Annotated in this window: 11 protein-coding genes and 2 tRNA genes; 12 read left to right on the forward strand and 1 reads right to left on the reverse strand. The window is 60.8% G+C overall.

Features of this window, described 5'->3' with window-relative positions; translation table 11 throughout:
- Window positions 1-65: 65 nt before the first annotated feature.
- The 12 genes from THI_RS07755 to THI_RS07810 all read left to right on the forward strand — a co-directional run bounded on the left by THI_RS07755 (window position 66) and on the right by THI_RS07810 (window position 11,541).
- Window positions 66-905: an alpha/beta fold hydrolase gene (locus THI_RS07755; RefSeq protein ID WP_231836448.1), complete on the forward strand. Its 840-nt coding sequence runs from the start codon at window positions 66-68 to the stop codon at window positions 903-905.
- Window positions 902-3,118: a RelA/SpoT family protein gene (locus THI_RS07760; protein ID WP_013105702.1), complete on the forward strand. Its 2,217-nt coding sequence runs from the start codon at window positions 902-904 to the stop codon at window positions 3,116-3,118. Before THI_RS07755 ends, THI_RS07760 begins: the two co-directional genes overlap by 4 nt.
- A gap of 47 nt (window positions 3,119-3,165) precedes the next feature.
- Window positions 3,166-3,242: transfer RNA gene (locus tag THI_RS07765), tRNA-Val, on the forward strand.
- Window positions 3,243-3,387: 145 nt separating this feature from the next.
- A complete protein-coding gene (thrS, locus tag THI_RS07770) occupies window positions 3,388-5,307 on the forward strand; it encodes a threonine--tRNA ligase (RefSeq protein ID WP_013105703.1) in 1,920 nt (639 codons plus the stop codon).
- A 51-nt stretch (window positions 5,308-5,358) separates the two neighbouring features.
- Complete coding sequence (infC, locus tag THI_RS07775) at window positions 5,359-5,904, forward strand: translation initiation factor IF-3 (protein ID WP_079668473.1); 546 nt, start codon at window positions 5,359-5,361, stop codon at window positions 5,902-5,904.
- 214 nt (window positions 5,905-6,118) lie between these two features.
- Entirely contained in the window at window positions 6,119-6,316 is a 198-nt protein-coding gene (rpmI, locus tag THI_RS07780; protein WP_013105706.1) for a 50S ribosomal protein L35, read from the forward strand.
- Window positions 6,317-6,365: 49 nt separating this feature from the next.
- Complete coding sequence (gene rplT, locus THI_RS07785; RefSeq protein ID WP_013105707.1) at window positions 6,366-6,722, forward strand: 50S ribosomal protein L20; 357 nt, start codon at window positions 6,366-6,368, stop codon at window positions 6,720-6,722.
- A 159-nt stretch (window positions 6,723-6,881) separates the two neighbouring features.
- Complete coding sequence (pheS, locus tag THI_RS07790) at window positions 6,882-7,925, forward strand: phenylalanine--tRNA ligase subunit alpha (protein WP_013105708.1); 1,044 nt, start codon at window positions 6,882-6,884, stop codon at window positions 7,923-7,925.
- Between the two features lie 68 nt (window positions 7,926-7,993).
- Window positions 7,994-10,435: a phenylalanine--tRNA ligase subunit beta gene (pheT, locus tag THI_RS07795; RefSeq protein ID WP_013105709.1), complete on the forward strand. Its 2,442-nt coding sequence runs from the start codon at window positions 7,994-7,996 to the stop codon at window positions 10,433-10,435.
- A 44-nt stretch (window positions 10,436-10,479) separates the two neighbouring features.
- Entirely contained in the window at window positions 10,480-10,827 is a 348-nt protein-coding gene (locus THI_RS07800; RefSeq protein WP_013105710.1) for an integration host factor subunit alpha, read from the forward strand.
- 201 nt (window positions 10,828-11,028) lie between these two features.
- Window positions 11,029-11,433, forward strand: coding sequence for a MerR family transcriptional regulator (locus tag THI_RS07805; protein ID WP_013105711.1), 405 nt, complete (start codon window positions 11,029-11,031; stop codon window positions 11,431-11,433).
- A 31-nt stretch (window positions 11,434-11,464) separates the two neighbouring features.
- Window positions 11,465-11,541: transfer RNA gene (locus THI_RS07810), tRNA-Pro, on the forward strand.
- A gap of 366 nt (window positions 11,542-11,907) precedes the next feature.
- On the opposite strand, the gene THI_RS18075 is transcribed toward THI_RS07810, so the two are convergent.
- Window positions 11,908-13,476: an LPD7 domain-containing protein gene (locus tag THI_RS18075; protein WP_141130543.1), complete on the reverse strand. Its 1,569-nt coding sequence runs from the start codon at window positions 13,474-13,476 to the stop codon at window positions 11,908-11,910.
- Between the last annotated feature and the right edge of the window lie 146 nt (window positions 13,477-13,622).

Here is a 13,622-nt window from a genome sequence, read left to right on the forward strand (position 1 = left end):
TATGATGAGCCGATCCTTCTGAAACTCAGTTGATCGCCGTGGAAAATCAGCCTCGTCTCTGCTCTGTGCAATGCCTGCATCCCGGAGGTTTGCATCGCCTGGCCTATTGGGAATGGGGCGCTGCGGACCAAGATGATGTCGTCGTCTGCGTTCATGGTCTGACCCGGCAGGGCCGCGATTTCGACGTGCTGGCGCAGGCGCTGCAACCGGGTCGCCGCGTGGTGTGCCCTGATCTTCCCGGCCGGGGCGAGTCGGACTGGTTGACCAATCCTGCGCTGTATCAGGTGCCGCAATACCTTGCCGATCTTGTCACTTTGATGGCCCGTTTGAAGGCGCGTCGGGTGTCTTGGGTGGGCACCTCGCTGGGCGGCCTCATTGGTATTGCTCTGGCCGGCATGCAGCACAGCCCGATAGATCGGCTGGTGCTCAACGATGTGGGCCCATCGCTCGATTCGCGAGGGTTGATGCGCATCGCCAGCTATGTCGGACGGCAAATGCGCTTCGACACCCCCGAGCAGGCGGCTGATTCACTACGCGAAATTTCGCAGGGCTTTGGCCCCCACACCCCGGAGCAATGGATGGCGCTGACCCGCCCCATGTTGCGCCCGGACGGTGACGGCTGGCGCTTGCACTACGACCCCGCGCTATCTCAGCCGTTCAGCGCGGCGACGGCGCAGGCCGTAGCGGCTGGCGAAATCGCCCTTTGGCAGGCCTACGATCAGATCGCAGCGCCGACTTTGGTTGTGAGAGGGGCGGATTCCGACATTCTCAATGTGCAGACGGCGCTGGCGATGACGCAGCGCGGCCCCAGGGCGCGTCTGGTCGAGCTTGCTGGCGTGGGGCACGCGCCGACGCTGGTGCAACCCGACCAGGTGGGCATCGTGCGCGACTTTTTGCTGTCGTGAGCCCGAATCAGTCCGTCACGGTGCGTAGCGCCGCCCAGGCGGAGCCCGCAGACCAACGGATCGACCAGGCGCGGGCCTACGCCCTGGCGCTGATCGATACCGTGGTGCTCGAAACCGGCGAGCCCGCCGTGGAGCATGCGGACGGCGTGAGCGCCATCCTGCGCGAAATCGGTGCCGATGCCGACGCCCAGGCCGCGGCCTACCTCAATCTGGTGGTGCCCCAACTGGCGCATCCGCAAGATCAGCTGAGCAAACACTTCGGCGAAGCGCTGGCGGCCTTGTCGGTGGAAACACGCAAGCTGGTTGAAGTCTCCCGCATGGCGCGGGGCGGGCCGGACGAGGCGGAACTGCGGCGTCGGCACACCGAATTGGTGCGGCGCCTGCTGCTTGGATTTTCACGCGATCTGCGTGTCGCCCTGCTGCGCCTGGCGTCAAGGCTGCAGTCCCTGCGATATTTCACCCGCACCAAGCAAGCCGCGCCCGCGGCATTTCTGGCTGAAAGCATGGAGGTCTATGCCCCGCTGGCGAATCGTCTGGGCATCTGGCAGGTCAAGTGGGAGATGGAAGACCTGTCTTTCCGTTTAATGCAGCCCGAGGTTTACAAAGACATCGCCCGCAAACTGGACGAGCGGCGCATCGAGCGCGAACAGGGCATCAGCACGGCCATCTCCCTGCTGCAGAAGGAATTGCAGCGGCAACACATCGCCGCCGAGGTGGTTGGCCGACCCAAACACATCTACAGCATCTGGCGCAAGATGCAAGGCAAGCATCTGCAGTTCGAGCAGGTGATGGACTTGCGAGCCTTGCGCATCATCGTCGGCGACGTCAGCGCCTGCTATGCCGCCTTGAGCGTGGTGCACGCCATGTGGGCTGCGCTGCCGGGCGAGTTCGACGACTACATCGCCAAGCCCAAGCCCAACGGCTATCAGTCGCTGCACACCGTGGTGCGAACCGACTCGGGTCAGATTTTTGAAATCCAGATTCGTACCGCCGCCATGCATGCGCACGCCGAGCAGGGCAGCGCGGCGCACTGGGCCTACAAAGAGGCGGGCGCCAAGGGTTATCTAGGGCAAACGCAGGCGGGCGACTACCAATCGCGCATCGCCTTGGCGCGCCAGCTGCTGGCACTGCAGCAGGAACTCGCCGGTGCAAGTTCGTCAGCAGCAAGTGCGCCAGCATCGACGGGCGCCTCCGCCGACCCCGCCGTGGAGTCCGACGCGGAAGACCGCATCTTCGTACTGACTCCGCAGGCCCGCATTGTCGAGCTGGCCAGAGGCGCCACGCCAGTGGATTTCGCTTATGCGCTGCATACCGATCTGGGGCACCGCTGCCGAGGCGCGCGCGTCGATGGCGCACTCATCCCGCTGACCACGCCGCTGCGCAGTGGGCAGACGGTGGAGATCGTCGCAGCGAAAGAGGGCGGTCCATCGCGAGACTGGCTCAATGCCGAGCTGGGCTATTTGCGCAGCCCTCGGGCGCGTGCCAAGGTGCGCGCCTGGTTCAATCAACTCGCCCAGCAGCAGACGATTGCCAAGGGCCGAGCGCAGGTCGAGCGCCTGCTGCAACGCGAGGGCAAGACCAGTTTCAATTTGCAGAGTCTGGCTGACGGATTGGGGTTTCGCACTGCCGATGAGCTATTCGAGCGCGTCGGCAAAGATGAGTTTTCGCAGCGGCAGATCGAGGCCTACCTGCGCGCCGATCCCGCGACTTCGGCTGTGGACGAGTCACTGGTTTTTTCAAGCGGTGGCGCAGCCCCTAAAAAGCAGGGCGGGCAGGTGCTGGTCGTGGGCATGGGCTCGCTGCTCACGCAGCTTGCGGCTTGCTGCAAACCGGCCCCGCCCGACGCCATCGGCGGCTTTGTCACCCGTGAGAAAGGCGTGACGGTTCACCGCGCCAATTGCCAGAATTTTCGCAATATCGCGCGACAGCATCCCGAGCGCGTGATTGCCGTGACCTGGGCCGGCCAAGATGATGCCAGCGCGCTCTACCCGATTGACCTAGAGGTCAGCGCGAACGACCGCCAAGGCTTGCTGCGCGATATTTCCGACGTGCTGACGCAAGAGCGCATCAACGTCATCGCAGTGAGCACCCGCTCAGTAGGCGACCTAGCGCAGATGCGGTTCACCGTGCAGTTGGCCAACAGCGCCAAACTCAAGCGCGCCCTCAAGCTGATTGCCGACGTGCCCGGTGTGCTGAAAGCTTCCAGAAAATAACTCTGTTATTTGGTGCACAAGAGCCGTGCTAAGATTGCGGGCTTCGTAGGCGGTTAGCTCAGATGGTTAGAGCGCTTGCTTGACATGCAAGAGGTCGTTGGTTCGATTCCAATACCGCCTACCAAATTCTTCCAATCTCCTCATACAACGCCATGCAGCCTTTTCGAACTATCTTGCAGACCCCCTGAGTTTCAGAGGTCCGCACGCCCGTGCATAGCGATGACAAGGTGCGGTCCATCCGCACCTTTTTTATTTGAGCGAGACGCATCATGTTTCAAATCACCCTGCCAGACGGTTCCAAACGTGCTTTCGAAGCCCCGCTGATGGTCGCCGAACTGGCGCAGTCGATAGGCGCCGGGCTGTTCAAGGCGGCCTTGGCCGGAAAAGTTGACGGCAAGCTGGTCGATACCAGCTACCGCCTTTCGCAAGATGCCGAGGTGGCCATCGTCACGGACAAGGATGCCGAGGGGGTGGAAGTGATTCGGCATTCGACGGCTCACCTTCTGGCCTACGCCGTCAAAGACCTGTATCCCGACGCGCAAGTGACCATCGGCCCGGTGATCGAAAATGGCTTCTACTACGACTTCGCCTACAAGCGGCCCTTCACGCCTGAAGATCTCGAAAAGATCGAGGCGCGCATGGCCGAACTTGCCCGCAAGGATGAGCCAGTGCGCCGCAAGGTGCTGCCGCGTGATGAAGCGGTCGACTATTTCAAGTCGCTTGGTGAGCATTACAAAGCCGAAATCATCGCCAGCATTCCTGCGGGTGAGGATGTGTCGCTGTATTCCGAAGGGGCTTTCACCGATCTTTGCCGCGGCCCGCACGTGCCATCGACCGGGCGGCTAAAGGTGTTCAAGCTGATGAAGGTGGCCGGTGCCTATTGGCGCGGCGACCATCGCAACGCGCAATTACAGCGGATTTACGGCACCGCCTGGGCCAAGAAAGAAGATCAGGACGCCTATCTGCATGCATTGGCTGAGGCGGAAAAGCGCGATCACCGCAAGCTGGGCAAGGAACTCGACCTGTTCCATTTCCAGGAAGAGGCGCCGGGGCTGGCCTTCTGGCATCCCAAAGGCTGGGCGCTGTGGCAGGCTGTCGAACAGTACATGCGGCAGGTCTATCGCGATAGCGGCTACCAAGAAGTCAAGGGACCGCAGATTCTCGATGTGAGCTTGTGGAAGCGCTCGGGTCACTGGGACAACTATTCGGAGAACATGTTCTTCACCGAGTCCGAAAAGCGCCAGTTCGCGGTCAAGCCGATGAACTGCCCCGGTCATATCCAGATTTTCAATTCAGGTCTGCGCAGCTATCGCGATCTGCCCATTCGCTATGGCGAGTTTGGCTCATGCCATCGCAACGAGCCCTCCGGTGCGCTGCACGGTCTGCTGCGCGTGCGCGGTTTCACGCAGGATGACGGTCATATTTTTTGCACCGAAGATCAGATCGAGGCCGAGGTAACAGCTTTTCACCAGCAGGCCATGCAGGTCTACACCGACTTCGGCTTTACCGATATCGCGCTGAAAATTGCCTTGCGCCCAGAAAAGCGCATCGGCGAAGAAGCCGTTTGGGACAAAGCCGAGGCCGCATTGCGCGCTGCGCTGCAGGCTTGCGGTGTGGCGTGGCAGGAGTTGCCGGGAGAGGGCGCGTTCTACGGCCCGAAAATCGAATACCACATGAAAGACTCGATCGGTCGCGCCTGGCAGGTGGGCACCATGCAGGTCGACTTCATGATGCCTGAGCGGCTGGATGCCGAGTATGTCGATGAGCATTCGCAGCGGGTGCGGCCGGTCATGCTGCACCGGGCGATAGTCGGCTCGATGGAGCGTTTCATCGGTGTACTGATCGAACACTATGCCGGTGCGATGCCGCTGTGGCTCGCGCCGGTTCAGGCCGTCGTGATGAACATCACCGACGCGCAGGCCGATTACGCACGATCTGTTGCACAAGCGCTGACAAAACAAGGCTTTAGGGTCGAGTTGGATTTGCGCAACGAAAAAATCAACTATAAAATACGCGAAAATGCATTGAGCAAAGTGCCTTACTTGCTTGTGGTCGGTGACCAAGAGCGAGACGCGGGAACCATCGCGGTACGGGCACGCGGCAATGTCAACCTCGGGGTGCTGTCCCTGGAGGCGCTGACGCAAAAACTCTCCCAGGAAGTGCAGTCGCGCGCATCAGCCCAGCAGTAAGAACTCAGCTGGGGCAGCATATTTGTCTAAATGAATTGAAAGGTTTGAGCCATCGCTACGTTCCAGAGCCGTAATACACCGGAAAAACGCGCGCATCGTCTGAATCGCGAAATCACGCTTCCCGAACTTCGCCTAGTCGGACCTGACGGCGAGGCGCTCGGGGTGGTTTCCCTCACCGAGGCGCTCAGACTCGCCGAGCAGCATGATGTGGACCTGGTGGAAATTGCGCCGACCGCATCACCTCCGGTCTGTCGCTTGATGGATTACGGCAAGTTCAAATACGAAGAACAAAAAAAGAACCACGAAGCCCGGGCCAAGCAAAAGCAAATCCAGATCAAGGAAGTCAAATTCCGTCCGGCAACAGACGACGGCGACTACCAGATCAAGCTGCGTAACCTCCGCCGTTTCTTGGAAGAAGGTGATAAAGGCAAGGTCAGTCTGCGTTTCCGTGGGCGTGAAATTACCCACCAGGACATCGGGATGCGGGTGCTGGAGCGCGTTAAGGCCGATGTCGAAGATGTCGGCCAGGTTGAGCAGATGCCCAAGCTGGAAGGGCGCCAGATGATCATGGTCATCTCGCCGAAGAAGAAAAAATAAACAGCCTTTGCTGCGCTGGTTCAAATGGATCTGGTGCAGCGAAGGCGAGAAGTGCGTTCCTGCTTTTTGGCGGTGAACAAACCTGTAGCGCAAGCTGCAGTCGCGTGTGTTTGGCTCAGAGGGGCGAATGCCGCAAAACTCGTGTGCGTGGGCTTGAAAGTGTCTGGTTCATCGTCAGACCGCCTGCGGATATGTCATATTTAATGGAGCAATCATGCCCAAGATGAAGACCAAAAAGAGTGCCGCAAAGCGATTCCGCGTGCGTCCGGGCGGCACTGTCAAACGTGGCCAAGCGTTCAAGCGCCATATCCTGACCAAGAAAACCACCAAGAACAAGCGTCACTTGCGTGGGGCCACGGGGGTGCATGACAGTGATCTGAAGCAGATCGCAGCCATGATGCCTTTCGCCTGAAGCGCCAGTCGCCTCAGTTCGAACAATCAATCAGGATAAGGAGTCTTAAATGCCTCGCGTCAAACGTGGTGTGACTGCACGTGCACGTCACAAAAAAGTTCTCGACCTCGCCAAGGGTTTCCGCGGCCGCCGCAAAAACGTCTATCGCATCGCCAAAGAAGCGGTGATGAAGGCTGGGCAATATGCCTACCGTGACCGTCGTGCCAAGAAGCGTGAATTCCGCTCGCTGTGGATCACCCGGATCAACGCCGCGGTACGCCAGTCCGGCATGACCTACAGCGTGTTCATGAATGGCATGAAAAAAGCGCAGATCGAAATTGACCGCAAGGTGCTCGCCGACATGGCGGTGCACGACGCAGCAGCGTTCGCCAAAATCGTCGCTCAGGTCAAGGCAGCAATGGCCTGATCGCAGGGCCTGGAGCTTTGTTGCTCTGTTGCGTGTCTTGCTGTGCAAAGGCCTGTTTCCACAGGCCTTTGTTCTTTGTTGGCGGTGCTGCGCTTGGGCGCAAGGGTTGGTTGCCGTCTCTTGGGATGCCTGTTCACACTTTTTCGGTGTACTTAGTCTATGAATCCTTTGCAAACCCTGATCGATCAAGCCAGCGCCGAGTTTTCGCGAGCGACGGATTCCGCCACGCTGGAAAACGCCAAGGCGCGCTATCTGGGAAAGACCGGCTTGATCACCATCGAGATGAAAGCCCTGGCGGCTCTCCCGACCGAGGAAAAGCGGGCCCGGGGCGCTGAGATCAATCTGGCAAAACAGGCGATTGAGCAGGCTTTGCAACTGCGGCGCGAGGCGATCGAGCAGGCGGCGCTCCAGGCTCAACTGCAGGCGCAGGCGATTGACGTGACCTTGCCGGGGCGCGCGGGAAATCAAGGCGGCTTGCACCCGCTGACGCGTAGCTGGATGCGGATGGAGCAGATTTTCCGCTCCATGGGTTTCGACGTGGCCGACGGCCCGGAAATCGAAGACGATTGGACCAATTTCACCGCGCTGAATTCGCCACAGAATCACCCCGCGCGCTCGATGCAAGACACCTTCTACGTCGACGCCAAGGATGTGCACGGCCAACCGTTGCTGCTGCGAACGCATACCTCTCCGATGCAGGTTCGCCATGCCCGAGCCCACGTGCAGCGGTATGCAGGGGCCGCCGAAATGCCGCCGATCAAGGTGATTGCGCCGGGACGCACTTATCGTGTGGACAGCGACGCGACGCATTCTCCGATGTTTCATCAATTTGAAGGACTATGGATCGACCAGAATGTGTCGATGGCTGATCTCAAGGGCACCTTCACCAGTTTTCTCAAGGCCTTCTTCGAGCGCGACGATATTCTGGTGCGCTTTCGCCCCTCGTACTTTCCTTTCACGGAGCCGTCCGCCGAGATCGACATGATGTTCGAGAGCGGGCCGCTCAAAGGCCGCTGGCTGGAGCTTGCAGGTTCCGGGCAGGTGCATCCCACGGTGGTGCGCAACTTCGGGCTCGACCCCGAGCGGTTCATCGGCTTCGCCTTTGGCAGCGGTCTGGATCGCATCACCATGCTGCGCTACGGCATCTCGGATCTGCGGCTGTTCTACGAAAACGATCTGCGCTTTCTCCAGCAGTTCGCCTAACCCAGTCGCCACCCCTCGCTTTTATTTTGCGGCCTGACCGCTGAGCTGAACTTTTCAAAGAGCTGATCATGCAGTTTCCCGAATCCTGGTTGCGCCAGTTTTGCAATCCCGACCTCTCGACCGAAGCGCTGGCCGATACCCTGACCATGGCGGGTCTGGAAGTGGAGGAAGTGCAAGCCGCGGCGCTCGCTTTTTCGGGGGTTGTGGTGGGGCTGGTGCGTGATGTGCAGCCTCATCCCAATGCCGACAAACTTCGTGTTTGCCAGGTGGATGTCGGCGCGGCTCAATGGCTGCAAATCGTCTGCGGTGCGCCCAATGTGGCCGTCGGCATGGCCGCGCCCTGTGCGCTGGTGGGGGCCGAGTTGCCGCCGCAGCAAGAGGGGCAGGGCGCGTTCCGGATCGGGCCGGCCAAGATGCGCGGTGTGGAATCGCAGGGCATGCTGTGCTCCGCGCGGGAGCTGGGCCTGTCGGCCGATCATGCCGGTTTGCTGGCGCTTCAGGGAGCACCGCAGGCCGGGGCGGATCTGCGTGAATGGCTCTCGCTCGACGAAGCCGTGTTCACCATCAAGCTCACGCCGAATCTGGGGCATTGCCTGAGCATCATCGGTGTCGCCCGTGAGGTGTCTGCAGTCACGGGTGCGGTGTTCCACAGACCGACGTTCAGGACCGTGGCGCCCACTCTGGCGGACCGATTGCCGGTGAGCATTGAAGCGCCCGATCTCTGCGGGCGGTTTTCCGGCCGCATCATCCGCGGTGTGAATGCTCGGGCCGAAACACCGCAATGGATGAAGACACGGCTGGAACGCAGCGGACAGCGAAGCATTTCGGCTCTGGTCGACATTTCCAACTATGTGATGCTGGAGTTGGGCCGCCCGAGCCATGTGTTCGATCTGGCCAAGATTCGCGGCGGATTGACCGTGCGCTGGGCGCGCGAAGGCGAGCAGCTTGAATTGCTCAACGGGCAGACCATCTCGCTGAGCGCCGACATGGGAGTGATTGCCGCCGAAAACGGCGTGGAATCTCTTGCCGGCATCATGGGGGGCGAGTCCACCGCCGTCACCTTGGACACTACGGACATCTACCTCGAGGCTGCATTCTGGTGGCCGGACGCCATTCGTGGCCGCGCCCGCCGTCTGAACTTTTCTACCGATGCGGCCGCCCGCTTCGAGCGCGGGGTCGACTATGCGACCACCGTCGAGCACCTCGATGCCATCACCGCGCTGATTCTGGACATCTGCGGCGGACAAGCGGGCCCGGCCGACGATCAGATCACCCAACTGCCGCAACGCAAGCCGGTGCGGATGCGGGTGGCGCGGTGCGAGAAAGTCATCGGCATCCCTATCGGCTCAGACCGCATGGGCGAGATTTTTTCGCGGCTCGGGCTTCAGGCTGAACTCGACCGCAACAGCACTGAACCCGCCTGGATCGTGACGCCAGGCGCTGAACGTTTCGATCTGGAGATTGAAGAAGATCTGATCGAAGAAGTCGCACGCATTCACGGCTATCAGCACATTCCAACCCAGGCGCCGGTGGCGCGCCTGCATCCGCTGCCGGTGCCCGAGGGCCAGCGCACTTTGCACAGCCTACGTCTGAAAGCCGCGGCCCTAGGCTATCAAGAGACCCTCAATTTCTCTTTTGTGGATGCGCAAGCGGAGCAGGATTTCGCAGGTCAGGCTGACCCCATCCGCCTGCTCAATCCCATCGCGTCACAGATGTCGGTGATGCGCTCCACGCTCATCGGCTCACTGGTCAAGGTGCTGGCAGACAACCTCAACCATCGTGCTAAACGGGTGCGTCTGTTTGAACTCGGTCGTGTGTTTGCGCGCGATGCGCAGGCCGAGAACGGGCCGATGCAGGTTGCGGGCATTCGCCAGCCGATGCGCCTGGCGGGTCTGGCCTATGGCTCGGTGGTTCCCGTGCAGTGGGCCGAGCCGGAACGGCGGGTCGATTTCTACGATGTGAAGGCAGATGTCGAGGCCTTGTGTGAGGGTTTGGGCAACAGATCCGGTGAGTTGCAATGGACGCCGGTTCAACATCCCGCCTTGCATCCGGGGCGCAGCGCGGAAGTTCGGCTGGGCGGTGAGCGCCTGGGCGTGGTGGGAGAATTGCATCCGCAATGGGTGCAGCGCTATCACCTGCAGTTTGCACCCGTGATCTTCGAGCTGGATGCTGGGCTGTTGCAGGCCCAGAAACTGCCCGTGTTTGCCCCCATCAACCGCGTACCCGCCGTGCAGCGCGACCTGGCGTTTCAGGTTCCCTCGGGCGTCAGCTATGCGAAGATGCAGCAGGCAGTACAAACCGCCATCCAGAACATTCCGGTTTGCGGCATCATCCGGGAGGTGCGACTCTTCGACCTGTTCACCCCGCCCGGAGACACGACCTCGAAAAGCATGGCCTTCCGTCTGCAGTTGCAAGACCAGCAAACCTTGACTGACGAGCGGGTGGATGCCGCCTGTCAGGCGTTGGTTGCCGAGTTGGCGACAGCAACCGGGGCACAACTCAGGGGTTGAAGTCGGTCGAAACAATAACAAAAGCAGCACACAGGAGGACACAGATGGCACGCATTCAGATCGAATCGGTGCAGACACCGACGCTGACCAAGGCAGAACTCGCCGAACAGCTCTATGAGCGTATCGGCCTCAACAAACGTGAATCGAAAGACATGGTCGATGCCTTTTTCGACCGCGTTCGAGATGCCTTGGGCCGCGGCGAAGATGTCAAACTTTCCGGGTTCGGCCATTTCCAGTTGCGCGAAAAGGCGCAGCGGCCAGGCCGCAATCCCCGCACCGGCGAAATCATTCCCATCGCCGCGCGCCGGGTGGTGATTTTCCACGCCAGCCACAAGTTCAAGCATCAACTCCAAGGCCCCGCCCTTGCTGATCTGGCCGAAGAGGTGCAGTGACCTTCGCCGGGTCTGCAAATCGTCGAAGAACGCCGAAATTTGTTGGTAAGGTATGTGAAGAATGCCGCGAACCCACGGTGAATCCGGCTGGACATTGCCGTTATCCGCCTGTGATGCGGCAAAATCCATTAACCAGCCCCTTTGGGCGAATTCCGTTTTGACGTAACCGCTCACGCTTCTAGGATTTGTCACGTCTCCACCATGAGTGCCGTCCCTGCATTGCCGCCCATCCCTGCCAAACGCTACTTCACCATTGGAGAAGTCAGCGAGTTGTGCGGCGTGAAATCGCACGTACTGCGGTATTGGGAGCAAGAATTCGCACAATTGCGCCCGATGAAAAGAAGGGGCAACCGGCGCTATTACCAGCACCATGAGGTGCTGTTGATTCGCCGTATTCGCGAGCTGCTGTATGAGCAAGGTTTCACCATCAGCGGCGCCCGAGCGCGTTTGGGCGGGATTCCTGGCGACGAGCACGCAATGCGAGAAGCAGCGGGCACGCCGGATGCCGGAGAGCAGGCTCCGCTGGTGCCGCTACCTGCCATTCAGCACATCAACGAACTGCGCGCCGAACTCCTCTCGATCCGCAGAAGTTTGATCGAACCCTGAGGAATAGTGTATGATTGCCTGCTTTGGTCGTCGGGGCGTAGCGCAGCCTGGTAGCGCACCTGCATGGGGTGCAGGGGGTCGGAGGTTCGAATCCTCTCGCCCCGACCAAAATTACTCAGAAAATCAAAGAGTTAGAGAGAAATCCCACACTAACACTGTGGGCTTTTTTTCGTCTAAATGGTGAATTTCGCGGATTAATTCCCCCTGAATTCCCCCTAGATTCCCCCAAAACACACCCACGCCGCACCTTTTACAACTCCCCCTGCGTGAGCTGATCGATCTCATGGGGCCGGGTGGCCACAGCGACGGTTCTCGCAGCGCAGAACTTTTCAGGCACGGCAGCGGCGCACCCACTGTGCCGCGCTGTTGCGGATTCTGTCTACAGTGTTGCCCCCGGTTTGTGGAGACAAGGTTGCGACATGGCGTAGCGGCCCGGAAATGGTGATTGCGATTGCCGATATGCTGTATCGCCGCTCACCGCCCAATCCCTCGTGAGCGCTCAATTTCAGCGTTGATCTCAACCTGGCGCATCAATGCGCCCGCCCCATCGTCCATGCGACCGATGGTGTGTTGCGCAGCATCTCCCACACTGCCGCCGTCGGCCCGGATGCGGTCGATGGCGCTCATCCAGGCCGTGGCTGCTGCGGTCTTCTCGCCCCCGGTTTTGGCTTCCTCCCATTCCGCCAGCGCCCGGTCGATGCCGGGGTAGGGGGATTCGTTGGATTGCGTGGGCGCTGGCTGTGCCTGTTTTTCAGGCATTTCAAGCGAGGCCTGTGCTGGCGCATGCACTGGGTGCCTTTCCGCGCTCTTGTCCTTGGCTTTGTCCACAGTTTCTGTGGGCAAGTGCAGCGGCTCTTTCTTCTGGGCCTTGTGTTTCAACAGTCCTTGTTCCTGCATCCGGTTATAGACTGCCTCTCCTGCGACGGTGAGCTGGCCTTTGGCATCAACCAGGGCCTGGCGCGCCGGATCGGTCAGCACAGCTTGCTGTTCGGCGGTCAGCGTTTTGTCTTGCCCCGCCGCTTCGATGGCGTCCCATCCCGCGACGGGCAGGTGTGCCAGAGCGGATTCGGCGGCCATGAAGGCTGTGTCGATGACGTAGCGGGGCCGTGGCGCGCTTGGCGGTTGGGGAGTAGGTTTGACTGGCGGTTGCCGCGGCTGCCGCTGTTTTTGCCGCTCCTGTTGACTTTGCAGCTCATCGGCGACGATAGGCTGCAAATCGGCACTGGTGACGACGATCCCGAGCCGCACAGCCTGCCGCGCTGCCCGCTCCCGAAATTCACTGCTTCCCGTGACGTCCACCTCGCCGCCATACTTCTGCGCGGCGATACGCAAGGCCGCTTCCAGGGAGTCATCTGCCTTGTCGTGCATGACGATGCGCGGCCCTGTGTCGGTGAACTTCGCCTGGCCATCCTGCCCACGGTAGATTACCAACTGGCGCTTGTGGTCGATCTGCACATCGAGCGCGGCCACGGTGAGCTTGCGCAGCGGGTCGAGATCTTCGCCCTCGATGCCGTCCTGCTGCTGGTACTTCTTGCTGTTGCGCTGCTCGCGGTAGCGGATGCCGCGCAGCGTTGCCTTGGCCGCTTCATCGCCCAGATCGGCCAGCTGCTCCAACCAGGTGCGCCACACTTCGGTCCGTGGAGTCTTGGCCGTCAACGCTTTGCGCTCGACGGCCTGGCGCTTTTGGAGTCCTTCCTTGGCCTTGGCTTCTTCCCATGCACGGTAGCTGAGAGCAACCTTGGCGTCCATGCCATCGCGCCGATGCTCCGCTAGTGCAGTGGCACGTTCTCCGCGTAGCGTGGGGATCAACGCTTGCCGCTCGTCACGGTGACGCGCGGTCATCGCATTGCGCAGCGCCTGGCGCTGTTTCCTGATTGCCTCCTGCTCGGCCTTGAAGCGCGCAGCCAGCAGGGCGCGTGCCTGGGCACGTACAGCACGGCGGCGCTGCCGTTCGGGGTCGGCGCTGGCATGCTGCGGTTCACCCCGGAGGCTGGCGCGCTGGCCGTCCAGCGCAGCGGCATACCTCACTTTGGGTTCTGGCATGGGACCGCGTGATGGCTCATAGGGGCCAAGCGCTTTTTCCAGGGCGTTCTTACTTGCCCAACGCCCCATCTGCGATGCCTTGGCCGCCAACACGCGCCCATCGTCGGTAAGCGTGCAGGGAACCCCTCTTGACACCCGAAGTGAAG

Source organism: Thiomonas arsenitoxydans (assembly GCF_000253115.1).
Lineage (GTDB): Bacteria > Pseudomonadota > Gammaproteobacteria > Burkholderiales > Burkholderiaceae_C > Thiomonas > Thiomonas arsenitoxydans.

Bases quoted from the DNA above. Each gene is read 5' to 3' on its own strand.
- thrS (WP_013105703.1), top strand. From the start codon at position 3,388: ATGTTTCAAATCACCCTGCCAGACGGTTCCAAACGTGCTTTCGAAGCC.
- rpmI (WP_013105706.1), top strand. From the start codon at position 6,119: ATGCCCAAGATGAAGACCAAAAAGAGTGCCGCAAAGCGATTCCGCGTG.
- rplT (WP_013105707.1), top strand. From the start codon at position 6,366: ATGCCTCGCGTCAAACGTGGTGTGACTGCACGTGCACGTCACAAAAAA.
- pheS (WP_013105708.1), top strand. From the start codon at position 6,882: ATGAATCCTTTGCAAACCCTGATCGATCAAGCCAGCGCCGAGTTTTCG.
- pheT (WP_013105709.1), top strand. From the start codon at position 7,994: ATGCAGTTTCCCGAATCCTGGTTGCGCCAGTTTTGCAATCCCGACCTC.
- THI_RS07800 (WP_013105710.1), top strand. From the start codon at position 10,480: ATGGCACGCATTCAGATCGAATCGGTGCAGACACCGACGCTGACCAAG.
- THI_RS07805 (WP_013105711.1), top strand. From the start codon at position 11,029: ATGAGTGCCGTCCCTGCATTGCCGCCCATCCCTGCCAAACGCTACTTC.
- THI_RS18075 (WP_141130543.1), bottom strand. From the start codon at position 13,476: ATGCCAGAACCCAAAGTGAGGTATGCCGCTGCGCTGGACGGCCAGCGC.